The organism is Streptomyces sp. 8K308, assembly GCF_004348315.1.
GTDB lineage: Bacteria > Actinomycetota > Actinomycetes > Streptomycetales > Streptomycetaceae > Streptomyces.
Genome location: NZ_SMKC01000017.1, coordinates 1 through 17793 on the forward strand (window position 1 = coordinate 1; position 17793 = coordinate 17793).

The 17793-nt window shown below is 74.2% G+C and carries 14 protein-coding genes; 5 read left to right on the top strand and 9 right to left on the bottom strand.

The window, feature by feature from the left end; translation table 11 throughout:
* The coding region (locus E1265_RS04645; RefSeq protein ID WP_132928958.1) for a DUF3499 domain-containing protein at nt 1-287 on the bottom strand (287 nt) is incomplete at its 3' end.
* Between the two features lie 178 nt (nt 288-465).
* Here E1265_RS04645 and E1265_RS04650 point away from each other — a divergent pair.
* Nucleotides 466-930, top strand: coding sequence for a metallopeptidase family protein (locus tag E1265_RS04650; RefSeq protein WP_132928959.1), 465 nt, complete (start codon nt 466-468; stop codon nt 928-930).
* Nucleotides 931-951: 21 nt separating this feature from the next.
* Here E1265_RS04650 and E1265_RS04655 read toward each other — a convergent pair whose 3' ends face one another.
* From E1265_RS04655 to E1265_RS04665, 3 genes are all read right to left on the bottom strand, one after another.
* Nucleotides 952-2481, bottom strand: a complete 1530-nt coding sequence (locus E1265_RS04655; RefSeq protein ID WP_132928924.1) for a DUF5719 family protein — start codon at nt 2479-2481, stop codon at nt 952-954.
* Nucleotides 2478-6131 (bottom strand): glycosyltransferase family 2 protein, encoded by a 3654-nt coding sequence (locus E1265_RS04660; RefSeq protein WP_132928925.1) that lies wholly within the window; start codon nt 6129-6131, stop codon nt 2478-2480. The genes E1265_RS04655 and E1265_RS04660 overlap by 4 nt, the downstream gene beginning before the upstream one ends.
* Before the next feature lie 115 nt (nt 6132-6246).
* On the bottom strand, nt 6247-6510 hold the full coding sequence (locus E1265_RS04665; RefSeq protein WP_132820341.1) for a WhiB family transcriptional regulator: 264 nt from the start codon (nt 6508-6510) through the stop codon (nt 6247-6249).
* A 509-nt stretch (nt 6511-7019) separates the two neighbouring features.
* Here E1265_RS04665 and E1265_RS04670 point away from each other — a divergent pair.
* The 3 genes from E1265_RS04670 to E1265_RS04680 are packed head-to-tail and all read left to right on the top strand — an operon-like array spanning nt 7020 to nt 9818.
* Nucleotides 7020-7520, top strand: coding sequence for a cysteine dioxygenase family protein (locus tag E1265_RS04670; protein ID WP_132928926.1), 501 nt, complete (start codon nt 7020-7022; stop codon nt 7518-7520).
* A 13-nt stretch (nt 7521-7533) separates the two neighbouring features.
* A complete protein-coding gene (cofD, locus tag E1265_RS04675) occupies nt 7534-8499 on the top strand; it encodes a 2-phospho-L-lactate transferase (protein WP_132928927.1) in 966 nt (321 codons plus the stop codon).
* Entirely contained in the window at nt 8496-9818 is a 1323-nt protein-coding gene (locus E1265_RS04680; protein ID WP_132928928.1) for a coenzyme F420-0:L-glutamate ligase, read from the top strand. Before cofD ends, E1265_RS04680 begins: the two co-directional genes overlap by 4 nt.
* Nucleotides 9819-10004: 186 nt before the next feature.
* Here the strand turns inward: E1265_RS04680 and E1265_RS04685 are convergent, their stop codons facing one another.
* Complete coding sequence (locus E1265_RS04685) at nt 10005-11093, bottom strand: LCP family protein (RefSeq protein WP_132928929.1); 1089 nt, start codon at nt 11091-11093, stop codon at nt 10005-10007.
* 102 nt (nt 11094-11195) lie between these two features.
* On the opposite strand from E1265_RS04685, the gene E1265_RS04690 reads away from it, so the two are divergent.
* On the top strand, nt 11196-12209 hold the full coding sequence (locus E1265_RS04690; protein WP_132928960.1) for a glycosyltransferase family 2 protein: 1014 nt from the start codon (nt 11196-11198) through the stop codon (nt 12207-12209).
* A 49-nt stretch (nt 12210-12258) separates the two neighbouring features.
* Here E1265_RS04690 and E1265_RS04695 read toward each other — a convergent pair whose 3' ends face one another.
* From E1265_RS04695 to E1265_RS04710, 4 genes are all read right to left on the bottom strand, one after another.
* Nucleotides 12259-14043 carry an LCP family protein gene (locus E1265_RS04695; protein WP_243740531.1) on the bottom strand — a complete coding sequence of 595 codons (1785 nt, stop codon included), beginning with the start codon at nt 14041-14043 and terminating at the stop codon, nt 12259-12261.
* 66 nt (nt 14044-14109) lie between these two features.
* On the bottom strand, nt 14110-15792 hold the full coding sequence (locus tag E1265_RS04700) for an LCP family protein (RefSeq protein WP_347877152.1): 1683 nt from the start codon (nt 15790-15792) through the stop codon (nt 14110-14112).
* A 213-nt stretch (nt 15793-16005) separates the two neighbouring features.
* Nucleotides 16006-16962 carry an LCP family protein gene (locus E1265_RS04705; protein WP_132928931.1) on the bottom strand — a complete coding sequence of 319 codons (957 nt, stop codon included), beginning with the start codon at nt 16960-16962 and terminating at the stop codon, nt 16006-16008.
* Between the two features lie 39 nt (nt 16963-17001).
* Nucleotides 17002-17754, bottom strand: a complete 753-nt coding sequence (locus tag E1265_RS04710) for a TIGR03089 family protein (RefSeq protein ID WP_132928932.1) — start codon at nt 17752-17754, stop codon at nt 17002-17004.
* Between the last annotated feature and the right edge of the window lie 39 nt (nt 17755-17793).

A 17793-nucleotide genomic window follows, 5' to 3' on the forward strand; every position in this document is an offset into this window, starting at 1 on the left:
GGGCGCGGCGGGGTGCGGGCGGCCTCGCGGACGGCGTCGGCCAGCGCCTCGAGGTCGTCCCCGCTCGGCCGGGCGGCGGCGGAGTCGATCGCGAGCCTGACGACCTCCCAGCCGCGGGGGGCGGTCAGCCGCTCCGAGTGCTCCGCGCAGAGGTCGTAGCAGTGGGGCTCGGCGTAGGTGGCGAGGGGGCCGAGGACGGCGGTGGAGTCCGCGTAGACATATGTCAGCGTCGCCACGGCGGGGCGGGCGCACGCGGTGCGCGAACAGCGACGGACGGGGCTCACGATGTTGGACCGTACCGCACTCCTGAGCGGGCCGCGACGACTCGGGGCGGCGTCACCCCGCCGTGTCGCCGCCGGGGTGTCCGCGGTGTGGGGATTCGTCTGGAGGTTCCGCGTTGTCCGGTGCCGAGGGTGGTGCGCGTTCTGACCCCCGGGCCGTTCCGTCCTCTATGGTCGATGGTTGATGGACAGATCCAACAGCGTCCCCCCGGCCCCGTCCGGCCCGGCCGGTCATCGGCATCGGGACCGGCACGGCCGCGGCATGCGCGGGCCGGTCGCCCCGCCGCAGGTGCCGCTCGCGGCCAGCCGCGCCGAGACCTTCGATTCCCTCGTGCACGACTCGGCCGAGCGGCTGCGGCGGCGGCTGCCGCAGCTGACCTCGGTGGACTTCGCGGTGCAGGAGGTGCCCTGGTTGGAGGGCGGCGGTGGGGCGGGGGCCGAGGCCGCCGACTCGGTGCCGCTCGGCCGGGTGGTGCGGGGTCGGCGCGGCCGCCCGGATCGGATCGTGGTCTACCGCAGGCCGGTGGAGCTGCGCAGTCGGGACCGTGAGGAGCGCGCGCAGCTGGTGCACGAGGTCTGCGTCGAGCAGGCGGCCGACCTGCTCGGGCTCGCGCCCGAGTCGGTCGACCCCCGGTACGGACAGGAATGAGGGGCCGGACAGGGGGGCGGGTCAGTCGAGCAGGATCGACAGGTCCTGGCCGGTCTCGGGGACCTCGACGGCCGAGCGGTCGTCGGGGAGGGTCTGGACGGTGAAGACGCGGTCGGCCGAGTCGCCCATGGTGAGGGTGCGCGCGGCGAACAGCGGGGCGCCGTTCGGCCGCACGGTGATCGCGTAGCTGCCCTCGGTGCCTTCGGGGATCTCGGGGGTGACGGTGAGGGTGGTCGCGCCGTCGACGGTGTAGGTCTCGGTGACCGGCTCGCCGCCCTCGGTGCCGGCGGAGATGGTGACGGAGACCTCGACCGCGTCGCCCGGGGCGACCAGCGCCAGGGTGGTGCCTGAGCCCGTGTTGCCGGAGACGGTGGCGCGCTCCTCGATGGCGGAGGTGGCGGGGATGAACGCCATCTCGGCGGCGTCCTCCTCGCCGCCGACGACTTGGAGCGCGGCCACCACGCGGCCGTCGTCCGAGCCGCCGGCGGGGGTCAGCACCAGTGAACTGGCCTCGCCCTGGGTGAGGTTGCCGAGGTCGAGGGCGGTGAGCTCGCCGGAGCGCAGCGACACGGTCTCGAAGCCAGCCGGGGTGATGGTGCCGCCCGGGCCGGCCAAGCCCACCTCCAGGGTGACGTCCTCGTCGCCGGGCGCGAACGCGACCAGCCGCACGCCGGTGGCCGCGGCCGGGATGCCGGGCAGCACGACGGGGCCGCCGGCCGGCGCGGTGGCGGGCGGCAGCCAGTCGGCGCCGCGCTGGTCGTCGACGGCCTCGATCTGGGCGCCGATCCGGCCGGTGCGGGCGGTGACGTGCACGGCCAGGTCGCCGAGCGGCTCGTCGGTCAGGGTGGAGAGCCGGACCGGGACGGTGGTGCCGCCGGGGACGGTGAAGCCCTCGGCGGTGTCCGTCTCGACCCGGCCCTCGGGGCCGTACAGCTCGATGTCGACGACGGTGGCGGCGGCGTCCGGATTGGTGATGTGGACGTAGTCGTGGCGGCTGTCGGCGGTGCTCGCGCCGGCGAACCAGAACTCGGTGTCCGGGGTCTGGCAGGCGGTGCCGAGCAGGCCGCGGCCCGTGCCGGCCTCCACGCGGGTGGTCTGCTGCACGGTCCAGCCGGGGGCGAGGCCCGCCTCGGCGATGCCGGTGAGCGCGGGGGCGCCCGCGTCGGTGACGGTGACGGTGACCGGCGCGCCCGGCTCGGCGAGCGGCGCCACGGGCTCGGCCTCCGCGTCGTCCGGGCTCTCGGTGATCTCGTCGTCGGTGGCGCCCGGCGAGTACTCGGGGGCGGGCAGCAGCGCGGCGCTGCTCTCGCCCTCGTTCTCCGACGCCGGGGGCCCGTCGTCCGGCGGCGGGGTGAAGGCGGTGTACCAGGTGGTGGCGGACTCGGAGGCGCTGGGCCGCGGGCAGGTGAGCGCGCTGCGCTCGACCGGGCGTGGCAGCCGTGCCTCCAGGGTCCGCACCTCGACGTCGTCGGCGGGCCGCAGCATGGCGGCGCCGGTGACGGCGGCCAGCGCCGCGACGCCGGCCAGCAGGGACATGGTCGCGCGGTTCACCGCTGGTCGCTCCCGTCGCCGTAGTCGCCCGGATAGTCATACGGCGCGACATACTTCTGGTCGTAGTCCTGGTCGCCCCAGCCGTCGTGGCCCTGCTGCCGCGGGATCGGCTGGCCGGCCTGGGGGTAGGCCGCCGGGTCCTGGTACTCGGGCTGTTGGAACTCCGACTGCCGGTACTCGGGCTGCTGGTACTCGGGCTGCTGGTACTCGGGTGGGTACCCGGGTGGGTACCCGGGCTGCTGGTACTGGCCCTGATAGGGCTGCTGGTAGCCGGGGTCGGCCCACTGGTCCTGGGCATGGGCCGCCTGCTGCGGGACGTAGGCGGGCTCCGGCCGCGGCGCGTCCTCGGCCGGCGGCGCGGGAGTCGGCTCGGCCTCGGCCTCGGCGGCGGCCATGCGGCGGGCCCGGCGGCCCTGGGGGGCCTCGGCGGGCGGCGCGTCCTCCTCGGGCAGGTCGTCGTCGAGCTCGCGGCGCCGGCCGGGCAGCGCGAGCACCGTCAGCACCAGCAGCGCGAAGCCCTGGGTCCACACCCACGCGGTGTGGGTGGTGGGCGTCTCGTGGACGATGTCGAGCCGGCCGCCGCCCTCCGGGAGCTCGAAGCCCTGCGCCCAGCCCAGGGTGACGGGGGTCAGCGGCGCGCCGTCGAGCGTGGCCCGCCAGTCGGGCGAGGCGGCGTCGGCCAGCCGCAGGACGCGGCCGGCCGGCCCCTCGGGCAGGTCGGTGTGGACCTCGACGGCGCCGGCCGGGACCGGTAGGGGCTCGGCGTCGGCGCCCTCGCCCTCCTCGGGCGGGAGCACGGTGACCCGGGAGACCTCGCTGCCGACCCGCCACAGGGCGCTGCCGTCCTCCTGGCTGAGCCGCTGGAGTCCCGGGGTGGTGTCGAGGACCCGGTGCAGGCCGCGCGGGGACCCGTCCTTGACCAGCACGTAGCGGATGGCGTACTCGGCGAGCACGGCGGTCTGGTCGGCGCCAGAGCCGGCGGCGAGGTTGCCCACCGCGCGGCCCAGGTCCGTGTCGTCGCCGACGAGTTCGGCGAGCTCCGCGTCGCCGAGCCGGGCGCCGGAGCCGCGGGTCAGGGTGTAGTCGACGTGACCTGGCGAGCCGCCGTTCGAGCCGCTGGCGCCGGCCAGCACCAGGGTACGTGCCTGGTCGCGGGTGGAGCTCTCCTCGGCGACGAACGCCGGCACCTGCACGGGGTTGGCCCGCTCGAGCGGGCCCGCGGCGCCGGAGAGGATCCAGCCGGCGGCGACCAGCAGCGGTCCCGCGGCCGAGGCGCCCGCGATGGCGACGGCGACCGGCTGCCGCCAGCCGAAGCTCTGGGCGGCGACCCGGTAGCGGGCGCCGTCGGCGCCGAGCACGGCGGCGGACAGCAGGGCGAGGCCGTAGACCAGGGTGGCGGGGCCCGCCCAGCCCTCGCCGTCCGACCAGACGGCGAACACGAGGCCGACCAGGGCGCAGGCCCAGGCGGCGAGGATGGCGAGCCGCCGCTCGGCGCGCAGCAGGGCCGCGAGCGCGGCGAGCACGAGACCGGCGAGCAGCCAGGTGGCGGGGGTGCCGGGGCCGCCGGGGTTGATGTTGAGCAGTTGGAAGGCGCCGGCCTGGGCGGTGCTGAACGGCAGCCCGACCTCGCGCAGGAAGTCGGACGGGCTCAGCAGCACCGACCAGGACCAGGGGCCGAGCAGCACGGCCGGGGTGAGCAGCGCGGCGGCGAAGCGCGACACGCGGGCGCGGCGCGGCCCCGGCTCCTGGCGGAGCGGCAGGACGAGGGCGAGCACGGCGAGCAGCACGGCCATGGGCCACACGACGGGCGTGAAGGCGGTGGCGGCGGTCAGCAGCAGGGCGCAGGCCCAGGCGGCGCGCCAGGAGCCGCGGCCCGTCGGGTTGGCGAGGCCGGCGGCGGCGACGGCGGTGCGGGCGAGCGGCGGCAGCAGCACGGCGAGCACGGCGGTGCCGATCCGGCCGGAGGCCAGGGCGCCGGTGACGGCGGGCAGGAAGGCGTAGGCGACGCTGGCCCAGGCGCGCAGCAGCCGGGACATGACCAGCGGCGTGGAGCTGAAGTAGGCGCTGACGCCGGCGAGCGGCACCGAGGCCACCAGCAGCAGCGTCATGGCGAGCCCGGGGCTGCCGAATAGCAGGCTGGAGAGCAGCGCGAGCAGGCCGAGGTAGGGCGGGGCCGAAGCGTCGCCACCGGTGCCGACGGGCTGCCAGGTCTCCAGGTAGCGGTCCCACAGGGCGTCGGCCTCGCCCGGCGCCGGCAGCAGGGCGCCGCCGGTGAGGGCGCCGGAGCCGAGCAGGCCGCGGCAGGCGAGCAGCGAGGCGAGGAAGAGGACCAGGAAGAGCATGGGGCCCGGGCGGCGGGCCAGCCGCCTGATCCGGGCGAACTGCTCGATCTCCAGGGAGTCCGCCTCGTCGTCGGTCGGCCCCGACTCGACGGCGCCGTGCCGGCCGCCGGAGGAGGCGGCGGGCTCAGAGCGCCCGCCGACGTTGCTGACGACCTGTTCCAGGGTGGTGCGGACGGTGGCGCCCGCCGGCGGGAAGTAGGGGCGGAGCTCCTTGGGGTCGGTGCCCGGGTCGGCGATGGAGCGGCGGCGGCGCCGGGCCCCGAGGACGCGTCCCGGCACCAGCAGGGTGGAGAGCAGCCCGGCGGCCTCGTCGAGGGCGCGCCCGGGGAGCTTGCCGACGAGGTAGCCGAGGACCCGCAGCAGGGTGCCGAGGACAAGCCTGAAGAGGACCCACGGCAGCGCCGCGGTGCGGGCGTTGACGAGCAGCGTGTAGACGGCGGCGGCCTTGTCGACGCGGTGCGGGCTGCCGCCCAGCCGGCCGGCGCAGTCGATGGTGCGGCGCTCGCGGGAGGCGGCCTCGGCGTGCCGCAGGACGGCGCCCGGCGCGATCAACACCCGGTGTCCCGCGGCCTGGGCGCGCCAGCAGAGGTCGACGTCGTCGCGCATCAGCGGCAGGCGCTTGTCGAAGCCGCCGAGCCGGTCGAAGACGTCGCGTCTGACGAGCATGCCGGCGGTGGAGACCGAGAGGACCGGTCTGACCTGGTCGTGTTGGCCCTGGTCCTGCTCGCGGCGGTCGAGTCCGGTCCAGCGGCGGCCGCTGTTGGCGATGGAGACGCCGACCTCGAGCAGCTGCCTGCGGTCGTACCAGCCACGGAGCTTGGCGCCGATGACGGCGGCGGACGGGCTGGCGTCGGCCTGACGCAGCAGCTCGAGCAGCGCGTCGGGCTCGGGGGCCGCGTCGTCGTGGAGCAGCCACAGCCAGTGGACCGGTTCGCCGTGCGGGAGTTCGGGCAGGTCGTAGACGTCGTTGTTCCACGTGCGGGTGGTGGGGTCCCAGGCGCTCGGCCGCTTCAGATAGGGCAGGTCGTCCGGGGTGAGCACGGGCGCGGTGCGGACCGCCTCGGCGACGGCGGCACCGAAGCCGGTGCGGCGGGCGAGGTGGAGCACGCGTTCGGGGCCGATGGCGTCGCTGACCAGGGTGGCCGAGGAGTCGGCGCTGCCGGTGTCGGCGGCGATGACGTCCTGGATCTGGCGATCCTGGCCGAGCAGGCCCGCAAGCACCTCGGGGAGCCAGCGTTCGCCGTCATGCGAGACGAGCACCGCCGTGACGACGTGCTGGGGGAATTCGGGATGACGTTGCACGGACATCGAGGTGCGGACCCCGGTTCGCTGGAGGGTGGTGGACGTCGCACCACACTAGCGGCTGGGAGTGTCAGGGCCCCTCGGTCCACCGGACGGCCGTCGAACGGTCGTCAAACCGCCGTCAGACGGCGGCCTTCTTCAGGCGGCGGCGTTCACGCTCGGACAATCCGCCCCAGATTCCGAACCGTTCGTCGTTGGCCAGGGCGTATTCGAGACATTCGGAGCGGACCTCGCAGGCGAGGCAGACCTTCTTGGCCTCGCGTGTGGATCCACCCTTCTCGGGGAAGAAGGACTCCGGGTCGGTCTGGGCGCACAGCGCGCGCTCCTGCCAGCCGAGTTCTTCGTCCGCCTCGTCGACCAGCAGTTGCTGGAACAGCTCGGTCATATGCGCGCCCCTCGTCTTCTTTGCGTCCCCGTGATGCCGTCGTTATCGATACCGCTCGAACGACATGAGTGAAATTACAAGTGGGGTCGCCGCCCGGACAAGCCACGATCTGCCATTCACCCGATGATTCACCCTGTGGCACCACAGCCATACGGAAAGTGTTCAAATCGCCACAAATTATGCGCGTTCGCCCGCCCGCGCCGGCCGTATCCCTCGCTCCCCCTCCCCTGTCCGTCCCGTGTGTGAGGAAGGACGAACGAGACACCGGATTTGTTGCGACCGGCGGACGTCAGCGACGAAGATCACAGCGGGATCACGGATGGGCAACGCGGCACCTGTCCGGCCCACCCCGCTCATAAACCATTCCGCATCCGCGGCGACCGGAAGTGATGAAACAATGGCCGCGGTCGCGCGTTCAGTTGACGTCGGCGCGGCCACGCCGTTCCAGTAGGGCATCCTTCGAGTCCGACTTCGACCAACCGAGCTCTCCGAGGCACACCTCAGACCCCATGGACAACGACAACGAAATCGCCGGCAACCCGCTGGCGATCCCGCATCTACTGCCGCCCGTTCCCGAGCACCCCGCCACCGTGGCGGAGTTCGCCGCCCTGGCCACCGCGCTGGCCGGGGACCGGGAGTGTTGGGCGCCCCTGGTGCGGTACGACCCGAGTAGCCGCTGGTACCACCGGCTGCGCACCGGGCCCGGGTACGAGGTGTGGCTGCTGAGCTGGGTGCCGGGGCAGGGCAGCGGGTGGCACGACCACGGCGAGTCGAGCGGCGTCTACGGCGTGCTCGCCGGCGCGTTGACCGAGACGACCGCCGACCGGGGCGGCCGGGTGCTCACCCCGGGCTCGCTGCGGGTCCTCGCGCCCGGCTTCGTGCACGAGGTGGTCAACGCCTCGCTGGAGCCGGCCGTCAGCCTGCACGTCTACTTCCCGGGGCTCACCCAGATGCGGATGCACCCGCGGTCCCGTTCCGCACCCGTGCCGCGCGACGCCCTGGCCTGCTGACAGACTGACGGGCATGCGACGCATCGTGGTTCTCTCCGGCGGCATCGGCGGCGCCCGCTTCCTGCGTGGGCTGAAGCGGGCCGCTCCCGACGCGGACATCACCGTCATCGGCAACACCGGGGACGACATCCATCTGTTCGGCCTCAAGGTCTGTCCCGACCTCGACACCGTGATGTACACGCTGGGCGGCGGCATCCACGAGGGCCAGGGCTGGGGCCGCGCGGACGAGACCTTCACGGTCAAGGAGGAGTTGGCCGCCTACGGCGTCGGGCCCGAGTGGTTCGGCCTCGGCGACCGGGACTTCGCGACCCACATCGTGCGCACCCAGATGATGGAGGCCGGCTACCCGCTCAGCGCGGTCACCGAGGCGCTGTGCCAGCGCTGGCGGCCGGGCGTCCGGCTGCTGCCGATGACGGACGACCGGGTCGAGACCCACGTGCTGATCGACGACGGGGTCGGCGGCCGCAAGGCGGTGCACTTCCAGGAGTACTGGGTGCGGCTGCGGGCCGCCGTCCCCGCGCACGCGGTGGTGCCGGTCGGCGCCGAGCAGGCGTCGCCTGCGCCCGGCGTGCTGCAGGCCATCGAGGCCGCGGACGTCATCCTCTTCCCGCCGTCCAACCCGGTGGTGAGCGTGGGCACCATCCTGGCCGTGCCCGGCATGCGCGAGGGCATCGCGGAGGCGGGGGTGCCGGTCGTCGGCCTGTCGCCGATCGTCGGCGACGCGCCGGTGCGCGGCATGGCCGACAAGGTGCTCGCGGCCGTCGGCGTCGAGGCCACCGCCGCGGCGGTGGCCCGGCACTACGGCTCAGGGCTGCTCGACGGCTGGCTGGTGGACACCATCGACGCGCACGTGGTCAAGGCGGTGGAGGACGACGGCATCCGCTGCCGGGCGGTGCCGCTGATGATGACCGACATCGAAGCGGCGGCGGCCATGGCCACCGCCGCGCTCGAGCTCGCCGAGGAGGTCGGGGCGGCGTGAGCACCACAGAACCCCCTTCGTACCGCGTGTGGGCGCTGCCCGGCATCCCCGAGGTGGCCGAGGGCGACGACCTGGTCAAGCTGATCGCCACGGCCGCGTCGACGGCCGGCGCCTCCGGGCTGCTCGACGGCGACGTGGTCGTCGTCACCTCCAAGATCGTCAGCAAGGCCGAGGGCCGGGTCCGCCTCGCGGACGACCGGGAGGCGGCCGTCGACGAGGAGGCCGTGCGGATAGTGGCCAGGCGCGGGCGCACCAGGATCGTCGAGTCGCGGCACGGCTTCGTGATGGCGGCGGCCGGCGTGGACGCGTCCAACACCCCGGCCGGCACGGTGCTGTTGCTGCCGGAGGACCCGGACGCCTCGGCGGCCGGGATCAGGCGCGGGCTGCGGGAACTGCTCGGCGTCGACGTCGGCGTGCTGATCACCGACACCTTCGGGCGGCCGTGGCGCGAGGGGCAGACGGACGTGGCGATCGGCGCCGCCGGGATCGCCGTCCTCGACGACCTGCGCGGCACGGTCGACCCGTACGGCAACGCGCTGGGCGTCACGATCACCGCGGTCGGGGACGAACTGGCCGCCGCGGCCGAGCTGGTGAAGGGCAAGACGGCCGGCCTGCCGGTGGCCGTGGTCCGCGGCCTCGGCCGCCTCGTCGCCGAGGGGCCGGCGACGGCGCGGGACCTGGTGCGGGACGCCGCGTCCGACATGTTCCGCCTCGGCACGTCGGAGGCGGTGCGGGAGGCGGTGGCGCTGCGGCGCACGGTGCGGGAGTTCACGGCCGAGCCGGTGGACCCGGCCGCGGTGCGGCGCGCCGTGGCGGCCGCGGTGACGGCGCCGGCCCCGCACCACACCACCCCGTGGCGGTTCGTGCTGCTCGAGTCCGCCGAGAGCCGGACCCGGCTGCTCGACGCGATGCGCGCGGCGTGGATCGCGGACCTGCGGCGGGACGGCAGGTCGGAGGAGTCGATCGCGCGCCGGGTGCGGCGGGGCGAGGTGCTGCGGGCCGCGCCCTACCTGGTGGTGCCGTGCCTGGTGATGGACGGCTCCCACGACTACCCGGACGAGCGGCGCGCGGCGGCCGAGCGCGAGATGTTCGTGGTGGCGGCGGGCGCCGGCGTCCAGAACCTGCTGGTCGCGCTGGCCGGCGAGGGCCTGGGCTCGGCGTGGGTCTCGTCCACGATGTTCTGTCGCGACGTGGTCCGCGCCGAGCTGTCCCTGCCGGACGACTGGGACCCGATGGGCGCCGTCGCCGTCGGCCACGCGGCTGCTCGGCCGCGCAGTCGCGCGCCGCGCGACGCCGACGCGTTCATCGAGGTGCGGTAGGCCGGCCACGCCGACCGGATGGCCACGCCGGGCCCAAGGCCCGGGCCGGCACCGCGCGCGGCCGTAGGCCCGCGCCTGGTCGGGCGCCACCGGCCTCCGGCCGGAGCCGGCGACGAGCGGCCGGGGCGGTTGCCAACCTACGGCCGGCCGCGCCGAACGGTGTCCCTGGCCGGAGGCCGGGGCGGGTCAGCAGTAGGCCTCGTCCCGTTCCTGGGGTGGGGCCGCCGCGGGGCCGGCGTCGGTGGGGGCCGGCGGCGGCTCGTCGGAGCGCAGGGCGTCGAAGAGGCGGTCGGATTCGGGGCGGTCCCAGATGATCGTGGAGCCGAGCCCCTCGACCTCGCGGGCGTCGTCGGCCACGGGCACGGCCGCGAACTCGGTGTTGGCCGGGTCGAAGTCCCGCATCAGGCTGGCCAGTTCGAGCATCTCCTCGGCCCCGAAGTCCGGGTCGGCCGCGACGGAGTCCACGAGCGCGTCGACCGTGCCGCCGAGCCGGGCCGGGTTGAGCAGCACGCGGTCGTTGATGGCCCGGTCGAGGAAGGCGGCGAGGAACTCCTGCTGCCGCTCCAACCGGTGGACGTCGGAGCCGCCGTCGAGGTGGCGGGCGCGGACGTAGGAGAGCGCGCCGACGCCGTCGAGCATGGTGCGTCCGGCGGGGATGTCGAGGCCGGCGCGCTCGTCCTTCAGCGGCTCGGCGGTGCACACCTCGACGCCGCCGACCTCGTCCACCGCCCGCACGAAGCTGGCGAAGTCGACCTCCAGGTAGTGGTCGACGCGCAGCCCGGTCAGCGACTCCACGGTGCGCACCATCAGCGGCGGGCCGCCGTGCGAGAGGGCGGCGTTGAGCTTGTCGGCGTGCCCCTCGTGGTGGCCCTTCGAGAGGACGAGGTCGTGGGCGGGCAGCTGGGCGTAGGTGTCGCGCGGCAGGCTGACCACCGTCATCCGGTCGCGGGACTCGGAGAGGTGGAGCAGCATGACGGCGTCGGCGCAGTGACAGCCGACGTCGCCGACGTGGTAGCCGCGGCGCTGCTCCTCAGTCAGACCCTCCCTGGAGTCGGTGCCGATGAGCAGGATGTTGAGGCCGCGCCCGGCGTCCGGGCGTTCCCGCAGTCCCTGGAACGGGTCGACCCGCCGCACGGCACCGGCCACGGAGTCGACCATCGCGTGGCCGACGCCGCTGGTCAGCAGCACCATGGCGGCGAGCGCGGCCGCGAGCCGCAGGGACCAGCGGCTGAGGAATCCTCGGTGGCGTTCGGGTCGTGACGTGGTCGCGGGCATCCTGGGCACCTCCCGCGGTCACCGTATGTCCATACGATCTTCGACTCGGGGCCGGCGCGCTCCGGGGTCCCCCGTTCGCGGTAACGTGAGCCGGTGACCAGCATTCCGACCCCCGCCGTGTCCGTGATCATGCCGGTGCTCAACGAGGAACGGCATCTGCGCAGTTCGGTCCGGCACATTCTTGATCAGGAGTACCCGGGCGAGATCGAGGTCGTGATCGCGCTCGGCCCGTCGACCGACAGGACGGACGAGATCGCCGCCGAGCTGGCCGCAGGGGACGACCGGGTGCGCACCGTCCCCAACCCGACGGGACGGACGCCGGCCGGCCTCAACGCGGCGATCCGGGCGTCCTCGCACCCAGTGGTGGTCAGGGTGGACGGGCACGGCATGCTCTCGCCCGGCTACATCGCCACCGCCGTGCGGCTGCTGCACGAGACGGGCGCGGCCAACGTCGGCGGCATCATGCACGCCGAGGGCGAGAACGACTGGGAGCGCGCGGTGGCCGCCGCGATGACTTCGAAGATCGGCGTCGGCAACGCGGCGTTCCACACCGGCGGCGTGGCTGGCGAGGCGGAGACCGTGTACCTGGGCGTGTTCCGGCGCGAGGTGCTGGAGCGGCAGGGCGGCTACAACGAGGAGTTCATCAGGGCCCAGGACTGGGAGCTCAACTACCGCATCCGGCAGGCCGGCGGCCTCATCTGGTTCTCGCCCGAGCTGCTGGTCTCCTACCGGCCCCGACCCTCGGTCGCGGCGCTGGCCAAGCAGTACCGCAACTACGGCCGCTGGCGGCACGTGGTGGCCCGCTACCACGCCGGGTCCATCAACCCGCGCTACCTGGCGCCGCCGGTGGCGCTGGTGGCGATCGCGGCCGGCATGGTGGTGGGCGCGGTGCTGACGCCGTGGGGGCTCCTGGTGCCCGGCGGCTACCTGGCGGCGATCGCGCTGGGCTCGGTGCCGGCGGGCAGGGGGCTCGGCCTCGGCGCACGGATCAGGATCCCGCTGGCACTCGCCACCATGCACCTCTCCTGGGGCTGGGGCTTCCTCACCAGCCCCAGGAAGCTGGCCCGGCAGGTCATCGCCTCCCGGCGCGAGCCGGTCGTCGCGGAGCAGCCCTGACCACGGTCCGCCAGGACCGGTCCCTCGCCCTCCCGGCTCGCCCGCGCTCCTACCAGGTGTACTGCGGGAGCGGGTTGACGGCCATGCAGTCCTCCTGGTCACCGAAGAGGATGGCGTCGTCGTCGACGGCCTGCTCCTCGTCGCCTGAACCCGAGTCCGAACCCGAGCCGGAGCCCGAATCCGCGCCCGAGCCCGAGTCCGGGTCGGCGCTCTCGTCGGGGGTCGGCTCCGGGTAGGCCGTGCCCTCCCGCCAGTCGTTGCCGACGATCAGCGTCACCCCCTCGGCGCTCGGGGATATCCGGACCGCCGAGTGGGGCAGACCCACCGCCTCGGCGACCGCCTCCGCGTTGGCCCTGTCCCCCGCGTCCGGGTAGAGCACCTGTGAGTTCGCCTGGGGCTCCGAGGCGAGGTCGGTGGCGGCGCCTGTGTACCCCTGGGCGACCAGTTCCTCCGTGATGTCGCTGGCCCTGCCGTCCACCGGGGCCTCGCCGGTGGCGACGTCGCCGGTGCCGTTGCGCACCAGCACCTCGACCTCCGCGGGTGGGTCGGCGGTGGCCTCGGGGGAGGCCGACCCGCCCTCGCCCTGGTCCCCGGCGGGCGCGGCGTCCTGGTCATCCAGCGCTATGTCGTCCCTGACCAGGGCGAACAGCGCCTCGGCCTCGGTCGGGTCGGGCACCACCGTGACCTCCGGGTCCGCGGGGTCGGGCAGCCACGGCATGGTGATGCTGTTGATCCGGTCGCCGGGCACCGAGCGCAGGTCCTCGCCCAGGCTGTAGAGGTCCTGGACGCTGGCGAGCCCGTTGTCGACGGTGAGCGCGTTGGTGGCGGCCTCGGCCAGGTTCATGAGCTCGGTCGGGTTGGTCAGCGAGGTGCTGTTCTGCAGCTCGTCGGCCATGTTGCTCAGATACATCTGCTGGGCCCTGGTGCGGCCGACGTCGCTGCCGTCCCCGAAGGCGTGCCGGGTGCGGAGCCACCGGAGGGCGTCCTCGCCCTCGACGACGTTGTCGCCGGCCGGCAGCCGCAGGTGCGACTCGGGGTCCTGGATGTTGTCCTCCACGCACACCGTCACGCCGCCCACCGCGTCGGCCATGCTGACCACGCCCTGGAAGTCCAGCATCATGAAGTGGTCGATCGGGATGCCGGTCAACTCCTCCCAGGTGGCGACCACGCACCCGGGCCCACCGTGGCCGAGCGAGGAGTTGATCCGGCCCCGGGTCTCCGGGTAGACCTCGCCGGTCTCCGGGTCGGTGCACTCGGGGATGGTGACGACCGTGTCGCGCGGCACGCTGATCAGCGTGATGTTGCTGCGGTCGGCCGAGGCGTGCATCAGCAGCTGGACGTCGGCGCGCTCGCCGCCCTCGCTGCCGCCGCCGAGCTCCTGGTTGGCGCCCTCGCGGGTGTCCGAGCCGAGCAGCAGGATGTTGAGCGGGACCTGGCCGTCGGCGTTGGGCTGGGATCGCTCCAGCTGGTTGTTGCCGAGGTTCAGCTCGTCGGACTCGATGTTGCCGTTGAGGTGCTCGATGTAGAAGTAGACGGCCGCCGCCGCGGCCAGCACCAGGAAGGCGAGCGAGCCGGAGGTCCACAGCAGGACCCGGCGCCAGCGCGGCTTGGTCTTCCTGCGGGCGCGGCGCGTCTCGGCGCGGCCGGCACCGGCGGCCGGCTCGGCCTTGGCCTCGGTGGTCGTCGCGGCCGGCGCCGCGGCGTCCGGCTCGGCGACGCGCGGCAGCGGGACCGTGCCCTCGTCACGGCCGCCCGGCCCGGCCGGGCCGCCTCCCCCTTCGCCCCCGTCGCGTATCCCGGTGTTCCGCACGGGTTCCCCCACCTCCGCTGTCATCGGCTCCACCCGGCCGGGCGGAGGTCGGGCCGCCCAGGCCGGGTGGCCCGGTTCAAGTGGCCTGGTTCAACTGGCGCAGACGTTCTCGTCGTCCGCCGTGATGCTGTCGACGTCCTCCGGCAGCTCCGCCGGAACCTCGATGGGCTGGCCCGGGCCACGGAAGTCGTTCCCCAGGATGAGCACCATGGGCGTCTCCCCGCGGTCCTCGTCGACCTGCTGGAGCGCCGAGTCAGGGAGGCCCATGACCTCGGCGAGCGTGGCGGCCTGGTCGGCCTGGTCGGCACCGTACTCCAGAGTCGTGGTCTCCTGCGACTCAGGGGCGTTGCTCTTGTTGGTGGTCAGCGGCATGCCCTGGACGTTCTGCAGCCACTCCAGGGTCTGCTGGGCCGCGCCCATCACGTCGCCACCGTTGTAGACGTCGACCCGGACCTCGGCGGCCGGCGCCGGCTCGACGGCCTCGGCCTGCTCCTCCTCGGCCGCGGCCTCCTCCTCCGCGGCCTGGTTCGGATCGATGTCCTCCTGGATCATCCGGAAGATCGGCGCGGCGCGGGCCTCGTCGATGACCACGGTGGCGCGGGCGTCGGCCGGCTCGTCGGGGTTGTCGACGACGGGCAGGGTCACGAAGTTCATCTCGGACATCGAGACCCGGCCCAGGTCCTCGGCGAGCAGCCGCAGGTCGTTCACGTTCTCGATCTCGTCGTCGACGGTGAGCGCCCGGGTGGCGACGTCGGCGAGCTCGAGCAGCCTGGTGGGGCTGGAGAGGATCCCGCCGTCGGTGATCTGCCGGGCCATCGAGGCGACGAACTGCTGCTGGAGCTTGATCCGGTCCAGGTCGCCGCTGTTGCCGACGCCGTAGCGGGTGCGGACGAAGGCGAGCGCCTCCTCGCCCTCCACGACGTGGTCGCCGGCGGGGAGGTTGAGGCCCGACTTGGGGTCGTCGATGGGCTCCTCGAGGCAGATCGGCACCCCGCCCACCGCCGACGAGAGCTCCTTGACGGCGTTGAAGTCGGCCATGATCAGGTGGTTGATCGTGACGCCGGTCATCTCCTGGACGGTGTTCACCACGCAGCTCGGGTCGCGGCCCATGGCGCCCATGGCCTGGTTGAACCGCACGCCCTCGGAGGCGGGGATGGTCTCCGTCGTCCCGTCCTCGCCGGTGATCTCGCAGGCGGGGATGTCGGTGATCATGTCGCGGGGGATGCTCAGCCCGGTCGCGTGCTCGCGACCTGCGGAGAAGTGCATCAGGATCGTGGTGTCGTTGCCCTCGCTGGCCTCGCCGCCGTAGGAGTCGTTGCCCTCGCCGGTGCGGCTGTCGGTGCCGATGAAGAGGATGTTGACCGGGTCGTCGTCGTCGTAGTCGGCGCTGGTGCCGGCGTCGACGCGGGTCAGGTTGCCGTTGAGGCGCTCCCACAGGTACCAGGCGCCGAGCGCCGCGACCAGCACGATCATGGCGAGCGTGCCGCCCGCCCAGGTCAGGATTCGCCGGCCGCGGCTGCGCTTCTTCTTGGCGCCCCTGCCCTTCCTGCGGTTGACGGGGGCACGCCGGTCGCGCTGCCCGGGTACCGGCTTGTCGCCGGTGCCCGGCGTCTCGCGATCGCCCGGAGCGGACGGGGCGCGACGCTGTCGTGGCGGAGCGTTACGCGGTGTGCGCGCGCCGCTGCCGGACGCCGACCCGGTTCTCCCCTCGGTCGCCCCCGGCTGTCGGGCACCCGGGAGCCGCAGCTCGTAGTTGCCGGTCTCCGGGTTCAATACCCACTGATCCGCGGGGTCGATATCGCCCGCTCCCCCACGTCCCTGCGCGTCCACGTTTCCGTGCGCCCTCCGTGTGCCTGCTCAAGGATCAGACGGCACACACTAGCCCCCAGGTTCCGCGCGCAGCGATGACGGTGACGCATTCCACCCCCGCCAGCGACGCCAAACCTCCCGCTACTCCCCCTTTTCACTGTTTTATCGCCTTGCTCTTTACTCGCACATGGTGTTCGCCGCGGCGCCGCCCGAGGTCACAAGTGGCGGTCCGCCGTCCTCCTTCGACACCGGCCGGTCCTCGCGCAGCAGCGTGAACAGGGCGTCGGCGTCGGCCTCGGCGAGGTCCTTCTGGTCGCCCCTTTCCGTGGGAACGGTGAGGAAACGGAGCTCGTCGCGGGGCACGGCGCGGATCTCGCGCATCAGGTCGTAGAGCTCGCGGAGCGAGTTGAGCTCCGTGTCGGATGTGATGGATGAGGTGAGAGCGTCAAGCAGTGGCAAAAGTTTGGCGGGATTGAGCAGCACCCCGCTGCTGGCGACTTTTCTGGCCAGCGCGTCCAGGGTGCAGGGCTCGACGCCGCCGACGGCGTCGGCGATCTGGCCGAGCACCCCGTAGTCGACGATCAGGTGGTGGTCGACCCGGATGCCGGTGAGCCCCTCCAGGGCGCGGATCAGGCAGGCCGCGCCGCCAGAGGCGTGGGCGGCGTCGAGCGTGGCGCGGCGGGCGGCGAGGCGGGCGCCGTCGGCTCCCGTGCAGCGCGGCACGTCGACGGCGAGCGCGCGTGGCAGGGCGAGCGCGGTGGCGCTGCGCCGGTCGCCGGCCAGGTGGAAGAGGAGCACGGTGTCGGGGCTGCGTTCGCCGGCGCCGATCACCAGGATGTTCTTCGCCTCGCCCGGGGTGCGGGCCGGGCGCTCGGCGCGGTGCCGCTCCAGCTCGTCGGCCGTGGTGACGTCGGTGACGATGTTGCCGTCCAGGCCGCGCAGATAGCACCAACCGGCGGTGGCCGAGCCGAGCACCACCAACGCCAGCGCGGCGGCGAACCAGCGCATCCTGACGCGGCGCCAGGACCGGCGCCACCACCTGCGGCGCCGGCCGGCGCGCGGCGCCTGAGGCGTGGACTCGGGCTCCGCGGCGCGGTCCGGCGCGTGGTAGGCGGGCTGTCTCGGCACCCTCATGGTGTCGATCCTGGGGGCGCCTTGGTGCCCCGGCCACCGTCAGTCGGCGAAGTGGGTGACGCGCTCACTCTCCCGGCGCGCGGCGAGCGCCTCGGCGTCGAGTCGGTCGGCGTTCCGGCACAGCACCACCGAGCCGCCGACGGCGAGCGGCGCGTAGAGGCCGGCCGAGAGCCCGGCCCACGTGTCGTATCCGGCCAGCGACATCACCCGGTCGCCGGACCCGAGGCCGCGCTCGGCCGCGTCGGCGCGGGCCGTGGCGAGCAGCTCGCCGCCGGTGAACGCGCGGCCGGCCACCACCAGCGCGGGGTCGTGCGACCCCGGCGGGTCGTAGACGGCGAAGGTGTCGGGGTGGCCCGGGACCTCGACGGCGTAGTCGGCGAAGCCGTCCGGGGGCTGCGGGAAGCGGCCGCCGAGCGGGCGCAGCGCGAGCGCGACCCGCTCGCCCTTGCAGGCGCGGGCCTCCTCGAGCCGGTCGGGGCCCGCGACCACCAGGTCGGCGTCGGCCGGGTCGCCGTTCATCTCGACGACGACGCCGGTGGCGGCGGCGGCCAGCAGCCAGACGGCGGTCTGCCAGTGGGCGGGCAGCAGCAGGGCGAGCCGCTCGCCGCGCGCCACGCCCAGCTGGTCCTGGAGCAGGCCGCCGGTCTTGGCCACCCAGTTGGCGAGGGTGGCGGCCGACAACTCGACGCGCTCCCCCGTGGCGTCGTCGTAGTAGGTGAGCAGCGGCCGGCCCGGGTCGGCGGCGAGGGCGGAACGCAGCAGGTCGGCGGGGGTGTGGTCGGCGGTGTTCACGCCGCCAGGGTAGCCCCGGGGCGGTCCGCGGCGGCGGTC